This window comes from Rhodoferax sp. TS-BS-61-7 (assembly GCF_002943465.1).
Lineage (GTDB): Bacteria > Pseudomonadota > Gammaproteobacteria > Burkholderiales > Burkholderiaceae_C > Allorhodoferax.
The window spans coordinates 172,765-191,536 of sequence record NZ_PTQY01000004.1 but is presented as its reverse complement, the minus strand read 5'-3'; the positions used below and the strand labels follow the sequence as shown (position 1 = coordinate 191,536).

Below are 18,772 nucleotides of genomic sequence, written 5' to 3'. Positions count from 1 at the left end.
TTTACTGCAGTACCAGCAGGTTCTCGTGTGCGAAGCTCAGGTTGACCGGAGTGCCGCGCTGGGGCAGTTGGCGGTTGGGGTCGTTAAAGACGTCCAGCGACACCACTTGGTCGCCCGTCCGTGTGCGGATGCGCACAATAGAGCCCAGAAAACTCACATCGTCCACCACCACCTGCAGGTTGTTTTTGCCGGTCTCGGGTTCGGCCAGGCTCACGGCCTCGGGCCGCAGGGCCAGCATGCAGGACTGGCCGGCTTGCAGGCCGGTCAGGGGGTGGCTGCTGGTCAGGGTCTGGTCGCCCACACGCAGGGTGCCGGCTTGCACATCGGCCACGGTGGCGTTCACCTGGTTCAGCGTGCCGATAAACGAGGCGACAAAACGGGTGCGCGGGAAGTTGTAAATCTCGGAAGGCGTGCCGGTCTGTTCCACACCACCTTCGTTGAGCACCACGATGCGGTCGGAGATGGACAGGGCTTCCTCCTGGTCATGGGTGACGAACACGGTGGTGATGTTCAGGGTCCGCTGCAAGGCGCGGATTTCTTCACGCAAAGAGATGCGGATCTTCGCGTCCAGTGCCGACAGCGGTTCATCGAGCAGCAACACTTTGGGCTTGTTGGCAATCGCCCGGGCCAGGGCCACGCGCTGCTGCTGTCCGCCCGACATCTGCCAGGGGTAACGGTCGGCCAGTTGCTCCAGCTTGATCAGCGCCAGCATTTCATGCACACGTGCGTCAATCTGGTCTTGTGGCATCTTGGCCACCTTCAGGCCGAAGCCGATGTTTTGCGCCACCGTCATGTTGGGAAACAGTGCATACGACTGGAACACCATGCCCACATTGCGCTGGCTGGTGCGCAGCTGGGTCACGTCCTGACCGTCAAACACGATGCTGCCTTGGGACGGTGACTCGAAACCCGCCAGCATGCGCAGGATGGTGGTTTTGCCGCAGCCGGAAGGGCCGAGAAAGGTGATGAACTCGCCCTTCTCGATGGAGATCGAAAAGTCCTTGACGGCGGTGTGGGTGCCGAAGTGTTTTTGCAGCTGGGAGATTTCCAGAAAAGCCATGTCGGAGTTCTCGTAACGGTTATTTTTGGGTGCGTGCCGCAGCGTTGCGGCCGAAGACCTGGATCAGGCCCATCGAGGCCCAGGTCAGCAGGAAGGCAATGACGGCCAGTGCCGACGGCTCGTAGGCGCGGTTGGCGCCAATGAGCTGCAGGTAGGGGCCAAAAGCCGGACGGTCCAACAGGCTGGCCATGGTGAACTCACCGATGACCACCGCAAAGGTGAGAAAGGCACCGGACAGGATGGCTGAGGTGATGTTGGGAAAAATCACCTTGAACAGGATGGTGGCGGTGTTGGCACCCAGCACCTCGGCCGCCTCGGTGAGGGTGCGGATGTCAATGGTGCGCAGCCCCGTGTCCACCGAGCGGTACATGTAAGGCAGCGACAGCGTGACATAACTGCACATCAGCAAAAAGTCAGTGGCCCGCTCACTGCCGGTGAGCGGAATGAAGGAGCTGCTGTTGTACATGCGCAGGTAGCCGTACACGATCACGATGGCCGGAATCACCAGGGGCAAGAGGGTGATGAACTCCACCAGCGGGCGCAGCTTGGGCATGCGCAAATGCACCCAGTAGGCCGTGGGCACCACCAGCAACACGCCCACCACAATGGTGACCACGGCCATCACGATGGAGTAACCAAAGGTGGTCTGGAACTGCGGGTCGGCAAATACCACGCGGTAGGCATCGAAGCTGTATTCGCCGCGCCGCATGCGCAGGCTGAACTCGAAGGTGGCGATGAGTGGAATCAGAAAGTAACTGGCGCCGATGGCCATGGCGATCCAGGCACCGAGGCGGGACTGGCGGTTCATGCGCGGCTCCTTTCGGTCTTGCTGCGCAGGACCATGTAGCCGGCGTTGGCCAGGCCGGTGATCAGAATCATGCCCAGCGCCATGGCGTAGCCCAGGTTGGGGTTGTGCAGCACGTCCCCGCGGATCTGCGCGTACAAAAGAATGGGCACGATGTTGAGCGAACTACCGGTCAGCGCGTAGGCCGTGGCGACCGCACCAAAGGCGTTGGCAAACAGCAGCAGCATGGCGCCCACCATGCTGGGCCAAAGCACTGGCAAGGCCACGTAGCGCCAGTAGTGGAACGCCGTGCCGCCCAAGCAGTCGCAGGCTTCGCGCCATTCCTTCTTCAGGCCTTCCAGTGCCGGGGTCACGATGAGCACCATGAGCGGAATCTGGAAGTACAGGTAGGTGAGGGCCAGACCCACAAAGCTCAGAATGCTGAAGCCGGTGGCGTACAGGTTGATGTCGAAGTAGGTGCGCAGCAGCACCGTGACCAGGCCCATGCGCCCCAGGGTGGACAGAAAAGCAAACGCGAGGGGAACACCGGCGAAGTTGGAGGCCACGCCCGAAAACGTCATCAACGTCGGGCGTATCCAGGCAGGCAGCTTGCCCATCACCGCAGCCCATGCCAGCACAGAGCCCAACACGCCGCCACCAATCGCCGACATGGCGCTGATTTTGATGCTGATCCAGTAGGCATCCAGAACGTTGGCCTGCATCAGGTCGCGAATGTTATTCAGAGTGAAGTGGCCCTGGGCGTCTTGGAACGCGCCCACCATCAGGTAGGCGGTCGGCAAGATGAGGAACATCAGCGCAAACGCCGTGAAGGGCAACACGCCGATCAGGTGGTAGGCCGGTTTGGCAGCCACCGCGGGCGGTGCGTGAGAGGGGGATGCAGCAGTCATGGGTGATTCATGCAGGGGCAGTACCAAACAAAAACGGGCAGGACCGCGGTGTGCGGCCTTGCCCGGTTAGCAATGTTCAAGCCAAAGGCTTACTTGACGGTGGCACCCACCACTTGGTCCCATTGTTTGGTGATGGTTTCCTTGGCCGCATTTTGCTGGTCCAAGGTGGGAAACACCGCTTTGGCATACGCCGCTGCAGGCGGCAGCTTGTCCATGGAGGCCTTGGTGAACTTGTTCTTCGCCACCATGTCGTTAAAGCGGATCGGGTGGCAGTAGCCGTTCAGCAGGCCTTGCTGGCCTTCATCCGAGTACAGGTACTCCATCCACAGCTTGGCGGCGTTGGGGTGGGGCGCGTAGGCGCTGATGGCCTGCACATACACACCGGCGACCACACCGGTTTTCGGAACAATCACCTCCACCTTGGGGTTGCCCTTGAGGGTGTCGCGGTCCGCCAGTGCGTTGTAGTCCCAACGAATAACGATGGGCGTGGTGCCTTGTGCCAACGAGGCCGCCTTGCCAATGACGGGCACAAAATTGCCCGCCTTGTTCATGTCGGAGAAGTACTTCAGGCCGGCGGCTGCTGCCTTGGATGCGTCACCGCCAGACGATGCCAGGCCTGCGGCATACACGCCCTGGATGGCTTGGTTGGCGCTGCGGGGGTCTCCGGCCAAAGCGACGGCGTTTTTGAATTCGGGCTTGAGCAGGTCAGCCCAATCCGTGGGGGGCTTGGGGAGGATGTCGGTGTTGACCTCAAAAGCCAACACGCCGTAGTAGTCGCCATACCAGTAACCCTCGGGGTCCTTGGCGGAATCGGGAATGGTGGACCAAGTGGAAACCTTGTAGGGCTGGATCAGGCCGGCGGCCTTGGCGGCCGGACCGAAGGACAGGCCCACGTCAATCGTGTCCGGGGCTTGCGGGCCTTTGTTGTCTTTGTTGGCTTTGATGGCTTCGATTTCATCCCCGGAGCTGGCATCGGGGTTCAGTTCGTTGACCTTGATGCCGTACTTGGCCTTGAACGCATCAATGATGGGGCCGTAGCCGCACCAGTTGCGCGCCAGGGCGATCACTGTCAGCTGGCCTTCGGCCTTGGCTGCCGCAATCAATTCAGCGGATTGGGCGTGGGCAGAAGGTGCTGCGCAAACGGCCAGAACGGCCGTGGTCAAGGCGCTCAGCGCGGGGCGAACAGAAAAACGTGTAGACATAAAGTTCCCTATGAAAAGAAAGCGTCACCAGTATTCAAAGCCCGAATGACAGTCCTGTGACGGATGCATGACGGCCTTAGCATCTTCCCCCTGAACCGCCCTTTGGCGCAATTGCATGTGTCGCAACTGAACTAGAAAATGACGGTTTTCTTTTACTTGCGCTTCCGTTCGCTTCAGCGTTGTTGCGTTTCGTATGAAGGGTGGATAAAAAACGGCGCGCTGGACCTGGGCAGGGCTGTTTTGTTGCGGATGGTGTCGGCCATTTTTTCGGCCAGCATGATGGTGGGCGCATTCAGGTTGCCACTCACCACGTCGGGCATGATGGACGCGTCCACCACCCGCAGGCCGGCAACCCCATGCACGCGGCCGCTGCCGTCGGTCACGGCCATCTCGTCGCTGCCCATGCGGCAGGTGCAGGAGGGGTGCAGCGCGCTTTCGGCATGTTCGCGGATGTGGGCGTCAATCTCTGCGTCGGTTTGCACATTGTCCTTGGGTGACACAGCGTCACCCCGAAAGCGGTCAAAGGCCTGTTGGCGGAAAATTTCACGGGTCAGGCGGACACCGGCCCGCATCTCCTTGCGGTCCTGCTCGGTGGCCATGTAATTGAACAGAATGCGCGGCGCCTCCTTGGGGCTGACGCTTTTGATCTTGACGGAGCCCCGGCTGGTCGGGCGCATGGGGCCCACATGCGCCTGGAAGCCGTGGAAGCTGGCTGGCGCACTGCCGTCGTAACTGATCGCCATGGGCAGGAAGTGGTACTGCAGGTCCGGGTGCTGCACACCGGCCTCGCTGCGGATAAAACCGCCCGATTCAAAATGGTTGGTCGCCCCCAGGCCCGTGCCCTTGAGCATCCACTCCAGGCCGATCTTCACCTTGGCGATCGGGTTCATCGCGCTGTACAGCGTGATGGGCTCTTTGCAGGCGTACTGCACATAGGTTTCCAGATGGTCCTGCAGGTTCTCACCTACGCCGCGCAGCGGGGCCACCACACGGATGCCTAGCCCGCGCAAGGCATCGGGGTTGCCAATGCCGGAGAGCTGCAGCAACTGCGGCGAGTTGATGGCACCGCCGCACAAAATCACCTCGCGGCGGGCCTGGATGTGGTCGGTGCGGTGGCCATTGACCACCTCCACCCCTGTGGCTTGGGGCGGGCTGGTGTCGGGCGCAAAGCTCACACGGGCCACCAGCGCGCGGGTGCGCACCTGCAGGTTGGGGCGTGTGAGGGCCGGGCGCAGGTAGGCCATGGCGGTGCTCCAGCGGCGGCCCTTGTGCACTGTCATATCCATGGGGCCCAGGCCTTCCTGGCGGTAGCCGTTCATGTCTTCGGTGCGCGCATAACCAGCCTGCTGGCCGGCCTCAATGAAGGCGTTGTAGAGTGGGTTTTTGCAGGCGCCCGTGGACACATGCAGGGGGCCGCTGTCGCCCCGGTAGTCGTCGCCGCCTTTGGCCCGTGTTTCGGCCTTGCGGAAGTAGGGCAGGCAGTCGGCATACGACCAGTTCTCCAGTCCGGCGTAGGACGCCCAGCCCTCGTAGTCCATGGCGTGGCCGCGGATGTAGACCATGCCGTTGATAGAGGACGAGCCGCCCAGCACCCGCCCGCGCGGGCAGTACATGGCGCGGTGGTTCATGAAGGGCTCGGGCTCGGAGTGGTAGTACCAGTTGTACTTGTCGTTGGCCAGCGGGTAGGCAAAGGCCGAAGGCATGTGGATGAAGATGCTTTTGTCGCCGGGGCCGGCTTCGAGCAGCAGCACCGACACCTCGGGGTCCTCGGTCAGGCGGTTGGCCAGCACACAGCCGGCAGAACCGGCGCCCACGATGATGTAGTCAAAAGTTTCTGTGCGCATGGCAAGGCGTGGCGAAGGGTTAGCGGTAGCCGCAGGCCACCTGGCCGAGTTCGACGTAGACCGTTTTGAGCTGGGTGTAGTGCTCCAGCGCGACCATGCTGTTTTCATGGCCGATGCCGGATTCACGCGCACCGCCAAACGGCATTTCAATCGGCGTGATGTTGTAGTTGTTGATCCAGCAGATGCCGGCTTTCAGGCCGGCCGCCATGCGGTGGCCGCGCGCACTGTCGCGCGTGAACACACCGGCCGCCAGGCCAAAGCGGGTGTCGTTGGCACGGCGCAGCACTTCGGCTTCGTCGTCAAACGCCAGGATGGACATCACTGGCCCGAAGATCTCTTCCTGCACGATGCGCATGGCGTCGGTGCAATCGGCAAAGATGGTGGGGGCCACAAAGTAGCCGCTTTCCATGCCGGGCACGGCCACGGTGTGGCCGCCGCAGACCAGCGTGGCACCGTGATCCTTGCCGATCTGGATGTAACCCATCACCTTGTCGCGGTGCGCGGCAGAAATCAGCGCGCCCACTTCGGTGTCGGGGTGCATGGGGTCGCCCACGCGCAAGAGCGCGGTGCGTTCTTTCAGGCGAGCGATGAAGCGCGGCAGGATGCTGCGCTGCACGAAGACGCGGGTGCCGTTGGTGCAGATCTCGCCCTGGGTGTAGAAGTTGGCCATCATGGCGGCGGTGACGGCCTGCTCGAAGTCGGCATCTTCAAACACCACGAGCGGTGACTTTCCCCCCAGCTCCATGGTCACGCGCTTGAGGGTCGCGGCGGCGCTGGCCATGACGCGTTTGCCGGTGGGTACCGAGCCGGTGACGGACACCTTGGCCACATCGGGGTGCGCGGCCAACAGGGCGCCCGTAGTGCCACGCCCCTGCAGCACCTGGAACACGCCCGGCGGCACACCGGCCTCCAGGTACACCTCGGCCAGCTTGAGTGCTGTCATGGGTGTCAGCTCCGAGGGCTTGAAAATCATGGCGTTGCCTGCGGCCAGCGCGGGGCCGGATTTCCAGCAGGCAATCTGGATGGGGTAGTTCCAGGCACCTATGCCCACGCACACGCCCAGGGGCTCGCGGCGGGTATAGGCGAAGGCGTTTTTGAGCGGGTACTGGGCTCCGGCCAGGGTGGCAGCGGCGCCGGCAAAGTACTCGATGCAGTCTGCACCGCTGGCCACGTCCACCACCTGGGCCTCTTGCCAAGGTTTGCCGGTGTCCTGCACCTCCAGGGCCGCCAGTTCGTCGTTGCGTTCGCGCAGGATCTGCACCGCGCGCTGCAGGATGCGACCGCGCTCGGTGCCGGTCAGCGCCGACCAGACCGCAAAACCACGCTGGGCGGCGGCCACCGCGGTATCCACATCGGCCTGCGTGCAGTCATGCACATCCGCGATGACCTGGCCCGTGGCCGGGTTGATGGTGTCAAAACGCGCGCCACTGCCGTGCACGGCGCGGCCGTCGATAAAACTGGGGATGACAAGATCCGTCACAAGTGTCCTTTGGGGTGTGGCTCAGCGCAGCACCACCGTTTTTTTGCCGTTGATGAACACACGCCGGTCCAGCACAAAACGCATGGCACGCGAGAGCACCAAGCTCTCTACCAGCCTACCGGCCTGGGCCAGGTTCTGGGGGGTGTCTGCATGGTCTACGCGTTCGACGGATTGTTCGATGATAGGACCCTCGTCCAGATCGGTGGTGGCAAAGTGGGCCGTGGCGCCAATGAGTTTGACGCCACGCTCGAAGGCCTGTTGGTAAGGTTTGCCGCCCTTGAAACCGGGCAGGAAGGAGTGGTGGATGTTGATGACACGGCCATGCAGGCGGTGGCACAGGTCTTCGCTGAGCACCTGCATGTAACGGGCCAGCACCACGAATTCGGCGCCACTTTCGGTGATGATGTTTTCCAGCTGCGCCTCTTGCTGCGGCTTGGTGTCGGCGCTGATGGGCAGGTGGTGAAACGGCAGGCCCTCGGCCTGGGCGATGCTGGCCAGGTCGGCATGGTTGCTCGCCACGGCCACGATGTCCATGCTGAGTTCGCCGCGTCGCCATTGCGCAATCAGCTCGCGCAGGCAGTGGTCGAACTTGGACACCATGATGACCACTTTGGTAGGCACGGCCAGGTCGTGCACCTTCCACTGCGCATCGGGGAAGGTGCTGGCCAGCGCCGTGAGGGCATGTTCCAGCACCTGCACCGGGCTGCGCAGACTGAACACACCGCGCACAAAAAACCGCTCCGTGGTGTGGTCGTCAAACACGGAGAACTGCTCGATGTAGGCGCCATGTTCGTTCAACAGGTTCGAAATGGCGGCCACCTGGCCGCGGGCGCTGCCACAGGCCAGGTTCAGGCAGTAGTGGGTGGCGGTGTCCAGGCTCATGCAGCGGCGCTCACTTCAACGTGGCCAACACCGCAGGCAAGCCCTCTTTGCCGTCGAAGGTCTTCACGCCCTTCAGCCATGTGTCCAGCACGGCAGGGTTCTTCTTCAGGTAGTCCTTGGCCGCTTTGTTGGGTTTGGCCTTGTCCATGATGGAGAGCATCACGCTGTTTTCCATGTCGGTGGTGAACTGCAGGTTTTTCAGCAAGGTCGCCACGTTGGGGCAGCGGGTCTCGTAGGCTGGCGGGATGGCGGTGAACACCTTGGCTTCGCCCAGGTTGGGGCCAAACACGGCATCGCCACCTTCCAGGTATTTCATCTTGACCTGCACGTTCATGGGGTGCGGTTCCCAGCCCAGGAAAACGATGGGTTTGCCGCTTTTGCCCGAGCGCATCACCTCGGCCAGCATGCCGGCCTCGGACGATTCCACGATCTTGAAACCCTTGAGGTTGAAGTCGTTTTTCTTGATCATGTCGATGATCAGGGCATTGCCATCGTTGCCGGGCTCAATGCCGTAGATCTTGCCGCCGAGTTCTTTTTCAAACTTGGAGATATCGGCAAAGGTTTTCAGGCCCTTGTCGTACAGGCTGGCGGGCACGGCCAGGGTGTACTTGGCGCCCACCAGGTTGGGCTGGTCCAGCACCTTGATCTGGCCAGCCTTGACGAAGGGCTCGATCATGGGCGTCATGCTGGGGTTCCAGTAACCCAGGAAGGCGTCGATCTGCTTGGACTTGATGCCTGCGAAGGTGATGGGCACTGACGCGATGGTCACCGTGGGCTTGTAGCCCAGGCCTTCCAGCACCACCGAGGCCAGGCCGGTGGTGGCGGCGATATCGCTCCAGCCCACATCGGCAAAACGCACGGGTTTGCAGCTGGCGTCTTCGGCGTGGGCCAGGGGCACGGTGAGGGAGAGTACAGCGGCTGCGCAAGCCAGCATCGAGACGGTGAGTTTCATGACCAGTTCCAATCGTGTGAGGTGGGGGAGTGTCGAACTAAACGCCCTGCGACTTTGGCAGCTTGGCGGTGTCTAACTTTGCTCAGAACGACGTGAAATTGCTCCAGAACGGCATGGGTGGGGAATGCACAAATTTAGGCAGAATGTGCCGTTGAGCCCCATGGATATTGCGCAAACAGCTATTAAATAAATAGCAATTAAGCGGGCGTGAAAACACCTGCCCCTTGCGGGCGTTGTGCCGGATGGCGCCGACCTCAGGCGTGGGCGCTGGCTTCGAAGCGGCGGGGGCTGGCCCGGCGGCTGGGGGTGGTGCGGGCCTCGGGGGCGGCCGCCTGGTTGCGGCGTTCTTCGCTGGGGGAATGGCCGAACAGGCTGCGGTAGGCCTTGCAGAAATGCGAGGCCGACTGGAAGCCGCAGGCCACGGTGACCTGCATCACCGGCATGCTGCTGTGCGTCAACAACTCCTGCGCGCGGCGCAGGCGCAGGTTCATGTAGTACTGCGCCGGGTTCATGCTGAAGTAGCGGTGGAACAGCCGCTCCAGCTGGCGCAGCGACACGTGGATCACGGCGGCCAGCTCGGCCAGTGGCAGCGGCTCTTCGATGTTGGCCGCCATGATCTCGGCGGCCTCGGTCAGGTGCTGGTAACCCGGGCCTATGCATTCGGGCTGGGGAATACGTTGCCGGTCGTTGCTGGCGCGCAGGCGTTCCACAATGAACTGCTCGGAGATGTCCATCACCAGCTTGGCACCGTGGTGCGCGCGCACCAGGTGCAACATCAGGTGCAGGGGCGCGGTGCCCCCCGAACAGGTGTAGCGGTCGCGGTCCAGCACAAACACTTCGGTGGAGAACTGCACGCGGGGAAATTCTTCGCTGATGGCGGCCAGGTTTTCCCAGTGGATGGCGCACTTGTAGCCGTCCAGCAAACCGGCACTGGCCAGTGCAAACGAGCCGGTGCACAAGGAACCCATGGCCACACCGCTGGCGGCACACTGGTGCAGCAGCTGGCGGATCTTGTCGTCGGTGTTGGCGCGGATGTTGACACCGCCGCACACAAACACCATGTCGCAGCCCTGCAGCGCGTCTGCGCCACAGGACGAGGCCATACACAAGCCGTTGCTGGCCACGGCGCCGGCCTGGTCGGTGCTGACCACTGACCAGCGGTACAACGTGCTGCGGCTGATGTAGTTGGCCATGCGCAGGGTTTCGATGGCGTTGGCAAACGCGATCATCGAGTAGTCCGGCATCAGGATGAAGCCGACGTGCGTGGGCGTGCCATCGGTGCGCGATTCATTCGCACCATAAGCGGCGGCCGAGTTGATGTCCTGGGAAGTCCGTTGCACGTGTTGCTCCTGATCCGCTTTTTTTGTTCTCAGCTGTCGTGGCTCTGGCGGGCCACACCGAAGCTCTCGGTGATGCGGTCCAGAATAATAGCCAGCAAAACGACAGCAAGACCACTCTCAAACCCTAAGCCAATGTCCAGGCGCTGGATGCTGGCCAGTACGTCGTTGCCCAGCCCGCCAGCCCCCACCATGGAGGCAATGATCACCATGGACAGCGCCATCATGATGGTCTGGTTCACACCGGCCATGATGGTCGGCATGGCGATGGGCAGTTGCACCTTGAACAGCAGCTGGGCCGAGGTGCAGCCGAAGGCATTGCCGGCCTCGACCTGCTCCGAACTCACCTGGCGGATACCCAGGCTGGTCAGGCGCACCACGGGCGGCATGGCGAAGATCACGGTCGCAATCGTGCCCGGCACGCGGCCCAGCCCGAACAGCATGGCGGCGGGAATCAGGTACACAAAGGCGGGCATGGTTTGCATGAAGTCCAAAACAGGGCGAACGCTGGCGTTGACATGGTTGTTGCGGGCACACCAGATGCCCAGTGGAATGCCAAACAGCAAGCTGATCAGGGTGGCGGACAGGGTCAGCGCCAGGGTCACCATGGTCTGGGGCCAGAAGCCGGTCACCACAATCAGCATCAAAGCCAAAGCAACAAACAGGCCAAAGGCCCAGCCCAGCCGCTTGAAACCCACATAGGTGGCCACGGCGATGACCAGCCAGAAGGGAATCGCCAGCAAACCCTGCTCGATGGACTGGGCAAAACCTTCCACCACCACACCCACGGAATCGAACACCGATGCACCGTTATCGAGCAGCACTTTCACACCGGCATTCACCCACTGCCCCAGCGGCAGCATGTTGTGGGAGGCTTCGGTCACTGTGGTCAAGAGATCAGACATGGCGGGCTTCCTGGGACATTTTGACAAGCAGGCTGCGTGCAGAGATGCAGCCGAGTAAGTGGTCCGCGGCGTCAAACACGCCCACGGGTTCGTCCAGACCCATGACGATCTTCATGGCGTCTGGCAAGGGGGTGGACCAGGCCAGGCGTGGCCCGCCGTGGTACGAGTGGCCGTTGAGGCTGCTGTCGAGCAGGTCGGCTGCGGTCAGGTAGCGCGAGGTGTCGACGCCCTCAAAAAACTTGCGCACATAGTCGTTGGCCGGCTGCGTAATGATCTGGTGCGCCGTGCCCTCCTGCACCAGCTGGCCGCCTTCCATGATGGCGATGCGGTTGCCAATGCGCAGGGCCTCTTCGAGGTCGTGCGAGACAAACAGGATGGTGCGTTTTTGCACGCGTTGCAGCTCCAGCATCAGGGTCTGCATCTCCACGCGCTTGAGCGGGTCCAATGCCGAGAAGGCTTCGTCCATCAACAGAATGTCAGGGTCCACCGCCAGTGCGCGGGCCAGGCCGACGCGCTGCTGCATGCCGCCCGAGAGCTGGTGCGGGTACTTGGCGGCATAGGTGTGCAGGCCCACCTGGGCCAGCACCTCCATGGCGCGTTTTTCGCGTTCCTTGCGGTCGGTGCCGGCCATCTCCAAGCCGAAGGCGGCGTTGTCCAGCACGCTGCGGTGCGGCATCAGGGCAAACGACTGGAACACCATGGCCACCCGTTTGCGCCGCCATTTGACGAGCTCGGGCTGTGGCAGTTTGGCGATGTTCTGGTCGTCAATGATGATCATGCCGTCGGTGGGTTCGACCAGGCGGTTGATCAGCCGGATCAACGTGGACTTGCCGGAACCCGATAGCCCCATGAGCACATAAATCTCGCCCTGGTTGACATCGAAGCTGACGCGGTTGACGCCGACCACATGCCCGGTCTTGGCAAACACCTCATCCTTGCTGAAACCTTCGTTCAACATGTTCTGCGCTGCAGCCGTGTTGTTGCCGAAGATTTTGTAGAGGTTTTTGACACTGATTTTCAGATCCGACATGGAGGTCTCCAAAGTTCATCGCGGGATGACAAAAAGCGCTTGTGGTGTAAGCAAGGGGCGAGCCAGTTGGGGCTAGTTTTGGGGTTTGTTTTTCGTGCGCCAAGCCGCGCGCAGCAAGGCTTTCGCGCCCCGCAGGGTGCGGAAAATGCGGCGACAAAAAGGGAGTGCATGGGGCGCTTCATGGGGGGCTGAACATGCACTCCTGAGGGGTCAGCGGTCCAGCGCCACGTCGCTCAAGGGCTTGGAGCAGCAGGGCAGCATCCAGCCTTGGTCGATTTCGCGTTGGCGAATGCCGCCCGCGTGTTGCATTTGCACCTTGCCGGACAGGCTCAGCGACTTGCAAGTGCCGCAGGCACCGCTGCTGCAGGAGGAGGGCAAGCGCACACCGGCCGCAAAGGCGGCTTGCAAAATGGTCTGGTCTTCTGCGCAGCTAAAACTCTGTGCAGTTTTCTTCAGAGTGATGGTGTGCAGCACTGCACCACCGGCTGCGGCGGGTGCAGGTCCCGTGGTGGGCGCTGCCGGTGCCACGGTTTCTTCAAACGAAAAACTTTCCTGGCGGTAACGCGCCATGTCAAAACCCGCCTGGTCCAGCAAGGTGCGCACGGCGCCCATGAATGGTGCCGGCCCGCAGGTGTAGACATCTCGCTGCATGAAGTCGGGCGCAATGTGCGCCAGGCGTGCGGCATCCATGCGGCCCAGGTGGCCCGCGTAGCTGCTGCCCGCAGTGTGTTGCTCACACACGATGGCCACGCGGAACTTCGGCATGTTGCGCGCCATCAGGGCCAGTTCTTCGGCAAACAACACATCGGCCGGGGTGCGTGCGCAGTGCACAAACACCACGTCGGCATCACTGCCCAAGTCGTGCAGTGCACGTGCCATGGACATCAGCGGGGTGACACCGCTGCCGCCCGACATCAGCAGGTAGTGTTTGGCTGGTTGAACGAAGCAGCTGAAGTCGCCAGACGGGCCCATCACGCCCAGTGCCATGCCCACGCGCAGGTGCTCATGCAGCCAGTTGGACACCACACCGCCGGGCACGCGCTTGACCGTGATGCTGACCACGTCGGGCCGCGTGGGCGACGACGACAGGGTGTAGCAGCGGTTGATTTTCTGCCCTGCTATCTCCAGCTCCAGGGTGATGAACTGGCCCGGCAGGTAGCGGAAGCTGCGCGGTGCATCGGCCGCCAGCACAAAGGTTTTGACGTCGTGCGTTTCCTGGCGGATGTGGATGCAGCGCAGGGTTTCGTCCCGGTCCGCAGACCAGGGCTGGGAGGGCGTGCCGGCAAAGTCAGGCAAGTGGGCGGGAAAGCTCATGCGGTGGTGTCGGGCAATCGGTCAGTGAAAGAAAGGGCGCGGGGATCAGCGCGTCAGCTCGCGCATGCGGCCCACGTACCAGTTGCAGAACTTCTCGACCAGCCCTTCGGTGAAGGGCGAGTAGGGGCCAGGCTCGTACGCACCGTTGGCGACACCGATCTGCGACTCTTCCACCAGGCGGCGGTCCTGCGCGTTCGTAGCATTCCACACGGCGGTGAGGTTGTCTACGGTGTAATCCACGCCCTCCACGGCATCCTTGTGCACACACCAGGTGGTGCGCACCAGCGTCTTGCCGGCCGAGATCGGCAATACCGAGAAGCTCACGATGTGGTCGCTCATGAAGTGGTGCCAGGAGTTCGGCTGGGTCCAAAACGACAGGCCCCCCAGCGCCGGGTCCACAAAATCGGCCAGCAGTTTTTTGGACGCGACTTCGGTGTTCATGGTCTGCGACTGGCCCGTGCGGTCAATCGGCAGGCGCTGCGTGCGAAAGCCGGTGATGCGGTCGTCCAGGGTGTCGATTTCGGCTGAGGGCAGGCCCATGCTTTCCCAGCGCGCATGGTTGGCGGCCGTCACGTCCTTGAAGCGTTGCAGGCCCGCAGCGTTCTGTTCGTCGGGTTGGTAGCCAAAGCCGTATTCGTAGAGGGAAATGGTCAGCTCCGGGTGGTTGCTCACGCAGTGGTAACACTCCCGGTTGTTTTCCATGGTGAGTTTCCAGTTGCAGTCTTCGATGATGTCGACCTGCGCCGCTACCTTGCAATCGGCCAGGCGGTGGGGGGCGATGTAGGGCGTCATCTCCGCGGCCATCTGGTCGAAGTCTTCGGGTGGGTGCTCGGCCAGGCAGATGAAGATCAGCCCGCCCAGGCTGCGCACATGCACGGCCTTGAGGCCGGAGCCGGAGGGGTCGAAGTCCTCCCCCATGTGTTTGGCGTGGATCAGCTTGCCAGTCAGGTCATAAGTCCACTGGTGGTAGGGGCAGACGATGTTGCCCACCGAGCCGCGGTGGCTGGCGCACAGGCGCGAGCCGCGGTGGCGGCAGACGTTGTGGAAGGCTTTGACCTGCATGTCGTCGTCGCGCACGATGAGGATGGAGTTGTTGCCAAAGTCCACCGTGATGTAGTCGCCCGCTTCGGCAATCTGCGGCTCGACGGCCACAAAGATCCAGTGCTTGCCAAAGATGTGTTCCATGTCGGCCGCGAGGATGGACTCGCTCAGGTAGAACGGCGCCTCCAGGCTGTAGCCGGGGCGGCGGCGCGCCAGCAACTCGCGGGTCAACAGGGTGTGTGCGGAAATGGTGGTGTGCATGGTGTACCTCTTGTACCTTCCCTAGAAATTGACGAGTGCATGGCGACGCAGGTAGTCCAGCAGGACCTGCGCCTTCTGTTCGGCTGTGCCGGCGCTGACCACGGTGCCACCGCCCGCGGGCGAATCGATCGCGCCCAGCATGCGGGCATGGCCGCTTTGCGCCACCTTGGCTTGCAACACGGCGCGGCGTTTGCTGCGGGGCACCAGCGTGCTGGCATGGGTGGAAGCCTCTGCGGGTGCGGCTGCACCGGTTCGGAAAATACGGCCCGCTGTTTTGTCTGCCAAGGCGTAGCGCACGGTGGCCGGTGCTGCCTCGCTGATGGCCAGCACCGCAGGGGCGGTGACCTTTAAGCGACGGCGCGCCCCTTTGGGCAGGGCCTGGGTCACGATCCAGTGCGCGCCATGGTCTTCTATCGCCACCACCTGGGTGACGACCGGGCGGCCCAAGGCGGCGCCCAGCTGGAAAGGCAACAGGTTGCCGCCCGCTTCTTCGGCGCTGCGGGTACCGGTCAGAATCCACAGCACTTCTTTCAGCGGTCGCAGCAAGCTTGCGCACACGTCGGCGTCCGTAGTGATCACTTCGATGGAGCGTGCGCCTTGGGCCAGGTAGTCCCGGGCCACGTCGTCCCCCAGGGCGCCTGCACTGAGCAGTTGCACATCACCCCCTGGCACGGCCAGCGCCACGGCAACAGCCTTGGCATCGGCCGGGCTGCGGGTGGGCTTGCCACTCACGGGGTGCTGTCGGGCAGCCACCAACACGGTCATGCGGCTCATGTGGGCTCCTTGCCTTGGCGCACCAGTTGCAGCAGGGCCTGCATCAGCGCGGCGCTGTCTTCAACCAAGGTGAGGTCGGCGCGTTTGGTCATGGGGGCGGAGGCATCGGTGTTTACGGCAATCACATGGCGGCAATCCTTGATGCCTTGCAAGTGTTGTACCGCCCCCGAAATACCCAGCGCGAGGTAGGTTGATGCCGTCACCGTTTTGCCGGTGGCCCCTACCTGCTGTGCGCGGGTGAAGCGGCCATCGTCCACCGCCACACGCGATGCGCCTACGGCCGCACCCAGGCTGCGGGCCAGGTCGTGGAACAGGGCCACGTTCTGCACACCGTTGCCGGCTGCGGCAATGAAGTCCGCTTCTTCCAGCGCCAGCGACTGGGGGTCGCCGGCCTGCACGCCCAGGTCTTCGACTTGGGGGTGGGGCACGTTCACCCATGCCGGGGCTGTCGCCGCCTGGCCCAGACCGACAAATGGCAGCTGGGTTGACGCGGTTCCCTTGCCCAGCAGCAGGACGGCCGTGTGGGGCTGCACGAAGTCGTGGGTAGGGCTGGCTGGCGTGCGCGTCTCGCGTGCGTTGATCTCTGCCACACCGCAACTGGCGGGCAAGCCACTGGCGGTGGCGAAGCGGCGGCCTAGCTCGCCATCGGCGGTGTGGTCGGCAAAAAACCAGTGGCGCACCGCCATCTGCGTATGCAGCGCCTGCAGCCAGGCGACCGCGGCCTCGGGCTGGTAGTAGCTGGCGTCAAAGTCTGTTGCGCAGAGCACGCGGTCGGCACCCAACGCCGCCGCATCGTCTTTGCAGGGGCCCAGGGCCAGCAGCACCACTTCGGTGGCGGCATCGGCCAGGATGGCGGCGGCGGCCAGGGCTTGGCGCGCGCCATCGCCCAGGGCGCCGCGTTCGGTGTGGGTGACCACCACGTGGGCATGGTTGAACGGGCCCTGGCTGCGCACGGGCTTGGGGGCGTCGTGCGCGGCGTGCAGGCGCGCGGCACCGCGCTCGCCTTCGGTACTGCCCAGCACAATGCGGCGCAGCCCCTGGGGCGTGATGATGGCGGGGCGGCGTGGGTCTACCCGGCGTATGGCTTGCGCAGGTGCTGCGGTGTTCATACGGCCTCCACAGCGTGGGCCACGAGTTCGGCAATGTCGCGCACTTCGGGGCGTGGGCCCACCACGCCTTCGAGCATGGCGGTGCATTGCGGGCAGGCCACGGCCACCACGGCTGCGCCGGTGGCTTTTGCGTCTGCCATGCGGATGTCGGGAATGCGGGTGCTGCCAGGAATGTCAGTGAACGGCGCACCGCCGCCGCCGCCGCAGCAGCGGCCGCGTACCCCATGGCGTTCCATTTCCACCACCTTGATGCCAATGCCCTTGAGCACGGCGCGGGGGGCGTCCACCTCTTGGCCATAGCGGCCCAGGTAGCAGGGGTCGTGGTAGGTCAGGCTGTCCACGCCGGCGCTGCGGGTGGCTTTCAGGCTGCCCTGGGCCATCAGCTCGGCCAGCAGTTGGGTGTGGTGCAGTACCGTGAAGTGGCCACCCAGTGCGGGGTATTCGTTCTTGAGCAGGTGGAATAGGTGCGGGTCTGCGGTGACGATGCCTTTGAAGCTGCGCGCCTGCAAGGTGGCCATGAGCTGCCGTGCCAAGCGTTGGAAGCCTGCCTCGTCGCCCAGGCGGCGGGCCAGGTCGCCCCCGTCAGTTTCTGCGGCGCCCAGCAGGGCGATCTTCAGGCCGGCCTTTTGCAGCGTCTTGATGAAGGCACGCAAAGTACGCTGATAACGCATGTCAAAGCCGCCTTCACCCACCAGCACCAGCCAGTCGGTCGATTCACCAGCGGCCAGCACCGGCACGTTGAGGTCTGCCGCCCAGTGGTGGCGGGCGCTCAGAGGGAAGCCACCCACGGTGTCGGTGTCGCGCAGGTTGTCCAGCGCTTCGTTGCCCTTGTTGGGCACCACACCGCCCACCAGGGTCAGGTGGCGGCGCATGTCAACGATGCTGTCCACATGCTCGATCAGCATGGGGCATTCCTGCACACAGGCGCGGCAGGTGGTGCAGGACCACAGGGTGTCGCTGCTGATCAGGCCACCCACGATGGGCAGCTGGGGTGCGCCACCATGCTGGCCGACGGGTTGGCCGGGGTAGGGGCTGCCGGCATAGGCTGCGTCGGTGCTGCCACTCATGCCCACCACCAGGTCCTGGATCAGCTTCTTGGGGTTCAGGGGCTGGCCCGCCGCGAAGGCCGGGCAGGCGGCCTCGCACTTGCCGCACTGCACGCAGGCATCAAACGACAGCAGCTTGTTCCAGGCAAAGTCGGCGGGCTTGCCCACGCCCATGTCATCGGCCGTCAAGGTGAGCGGGCGCAGGGCGGTGGCAAAGCGCTTTTCAGCCGGTGTGCCAAAGCGTTCGGGCCGTGGGTGCAAGCCCAGGTGCAGCAAGCCGGCCACCGCATGTTTCATGGGGCCGCCCAGGCCGATGCCCAGTGCCAGCTCCGCAGCGCCTGCAGCAAACGCCAGGCTGATGAGGCCAGCCAGCCACGGGGCGAGTGCGGTGCCGGTGAGGGCCACGGCGGAGGTAAGGCTGACGGCCAGAGCAAACAGCAGCAAGCTGAATGGCAGGCGGCTCCAGGGGCCGCGCGAGAGGCGGGCCGGTGCTGCGCGGCGGCGCCAGGCCATGGCGCTGGCGCCGGCCACCATCAGCACACCGGCGAACAGCAGTGCTGCATCCAGCACCCGCAGGTACAGGCCCAGGCCGTAGTTCAAAGCGATGAGTGCCAGCGCGAGGATGGCGCCGCCGGCCACCCCTACGTGGGCTCGGGCGACGAAGGGTTCACGGGCCACCACATCGTGCAGGTCGACAAAATAACGCTTCGGAATTTGTAGCAGCCCGCGCATATCCACCGGGGGCTTGCGGCCCTTTTTCCATACAAGTGCGCGGCGCGCCAGGCCCCAGCCCAGCGCCAGGACCGCAAGCCAGAAAACCGTGCTGACGAGCTGGGGCAGCAT

At 63.5% G+C, this 18,772-nt stretch carries 16 protein-coding genes; all 16 read right to left on the bottom strand.

Annotated elements, in window-relative coordinates:
* Position 1: 1 nt before the first annotated feature.
* Positions 2-1,060, bottom strand: coding sequence for an ABC transporter ATP-binding protein (locus C5F53_RS12480; protein WP_105261700.1), 1,059 nt, complete (start codon positions 1,058-1,060; stop codon positions 2-4).
* Between the two features lie 19 nt (positions 1,061-1,079).
* The gene (locus C5F53_RS12475; RefSeq protein ID WP_105261699.1) at positions 1,080-1,868 is read right to left on the bottom strand and encodes an ABC transporter permease; all 789 of its coding nucleotides are present in this window, start codon (positions 1,866-1,868) and stop codon (positions 1,080-1,082) included.
* The gene (locus C5F53_RS12470; protein WP_105261698.1) at positions 1,865-2,752 is read right to left on the bottom strand and encodes an ABC transporter permease subunit; all 888 of its coding nucleotides are present in this window, start codon (positions 2,750-2,752) and stop codon (positions 1,865-1,867) included. Before C5F53_RS12470 ends, C5F53_RS12475 begins: the two co-directional genes overlap by 4 nt.
* A gap of 89 nt (positions 2,753-2,841) precedes the next feature.
* On the bottom strand, positions 2,842-3,954 hold the full coding sequence (locus tag C5F53_RS12465; protein ID WP_105261697.1) for an ABC transporter substrate-binding protein: 1,113 nt from the start codon (positions 3,952-3,954) through the stop codon (positions 2,842-2,844).
* Positions 3,955-4,127: 173 nt separating this feature from the next.
* Positions 4,128-5,798, bottom strand: a complete 1,671-nt coding sequence (gene betA, locus C5F53_RS12460) for a choline dehydrogenase (protein ID WP_105261696.1) — start codon at positions 5,796-5,798, stop codon at positions 4,128-4,130.
* A 19-nt stretch (positions 5,799-5,817) separates the two neighbouring features.
* The gene (gene betB / locus C5F53_RS12455) at positions 5,818-7,278 is read right to left on the bottom strand and encodes a betaine-aldehyde dehydrogenase (protein WP_105261695.1); all 1,461 of its coding nucleotides are present in this window, start codon (positions 7,276-7,278) and stop codon (positions 5,818-5,820) included.
* 21 nt (positions 7,279-7,299) lie between these two features.
* Positions 7,300-8,160, bottom strand: coding sequence for a formyltetrahydrofolate deformylase (purU, locus tag C5F53_RS12450; protein ID WP_105261694.1), 861 nt, complete (start codon positions 8,158-8,160; stop codon positions 7,300-7,302).
* Positions 8,161-8,170: 10 nt separating this feature from the next.
* Positions 8,171-9,094: a choline ABC transporter substrate-binding protein gene (locus tag C5F53_RS12445; RefSeq protein WP_105261936.1), complete on the bottom strand. Its 924-nt coding sequence runs from the start codon at positions 9,092-9,094 to the stop codon at positions 8,171-8,173.
* 272 nt (positions 9,095-9,366) lie between these two features.
* Positions 9,367-10,452, bottom strand: coding sequence for a GlxA family transcriptional regulator (locus tag C5F53_RS12440; protein WP_370446730.1), 1,086 nt, complete (start codon positions 10,450-10,452; stop codon positions 9,367-9,369).
* A gap of 29 nt (positions 10,453-10,481) precedes the next feature.
* Positions 10,482-11,354, bottom strand: a complete 873-nt coding sequence (locus tag C5F53_RS12435; RefSeq protein WP_105261693.1) for a proline/glycine betaine ABC transporter permease — start codon at positions 11,352-11,354, stop codon at positions 10,482-10,484.
* Positions 11,347-12,384, bottom strand: coding sequence for a glycine betaine/L-proline ABC transporter ATP-binding protein (locus C5F53_RS12430; RefSeq protein ID WP_105261692.1), 1,038 nt, complete (start codon positions 12,382-12,384; stop codon positions 11,347-11,349). Before C5F53_RS12430 ends, C5F53_RS12435 begins: the two co-directional genes overlap by 8 nt.
* 210 nt (positions 12,385-12,594) lie before the next feature.
* Entirely contained in the window at positions 12,595-13,698 is a 1,104-nt protein-coding gene (locus C5F53_RS12425) for a hybrid-cluster NAD(P)-dependent oxidoreductase (protein ID WP_105261691.1), read from the bottom strand.
* Between the two features lie 45 nt (positions 13,699-13,743).
* A complete protein-coding gene (locus C5F53_RS12420) occupies positions 13,744-15,000 on the bottom strand; it encodes an aromatic ring-hydroxylating dioxygenase subunit alpha (RefSeq protein WP_105261690.1) in 1,257 nt (418 codons plus the stop codon).
* 21 nt (positions 15,001-15,021) lie between these two features.
* A complete protein-coding gene (locus C5F53_RS12415; protein ID WP_105261689.1) occupies positions 15,022-15,774 on the bottom strand; it encodes a hypothetical protein in 753 nt (250 codons plus the stop codon).
* Complete coding sequence (locus C5F53_RS12410) at positions 15,771-16,883, bottom strand: electron transfer flavoprotein subunit alpha/FixB family protein (RefSeq protein ID WP_105261688.1); 1,113 nt, start codon at positions 16,881-16,883, stop codon at positions 15,771-15,773. Before C5F53_RS12410 ends, C5F53_RS12415 begins: the two co-directional genes overlap by 4 nt.
* Entirely contained in the window at positions 16,880-18,772 is a 1,893-nt protein-coding gene (locus C5F53_RS12405; protein ID WP_105261687.1) for a DUF3483 domain-containing protein, read from the bottom strand. The genes C5F53_RS12410 and C5F53_RS12405 overlap by 4 nt, the downstream gene beginning before the upstream one ends.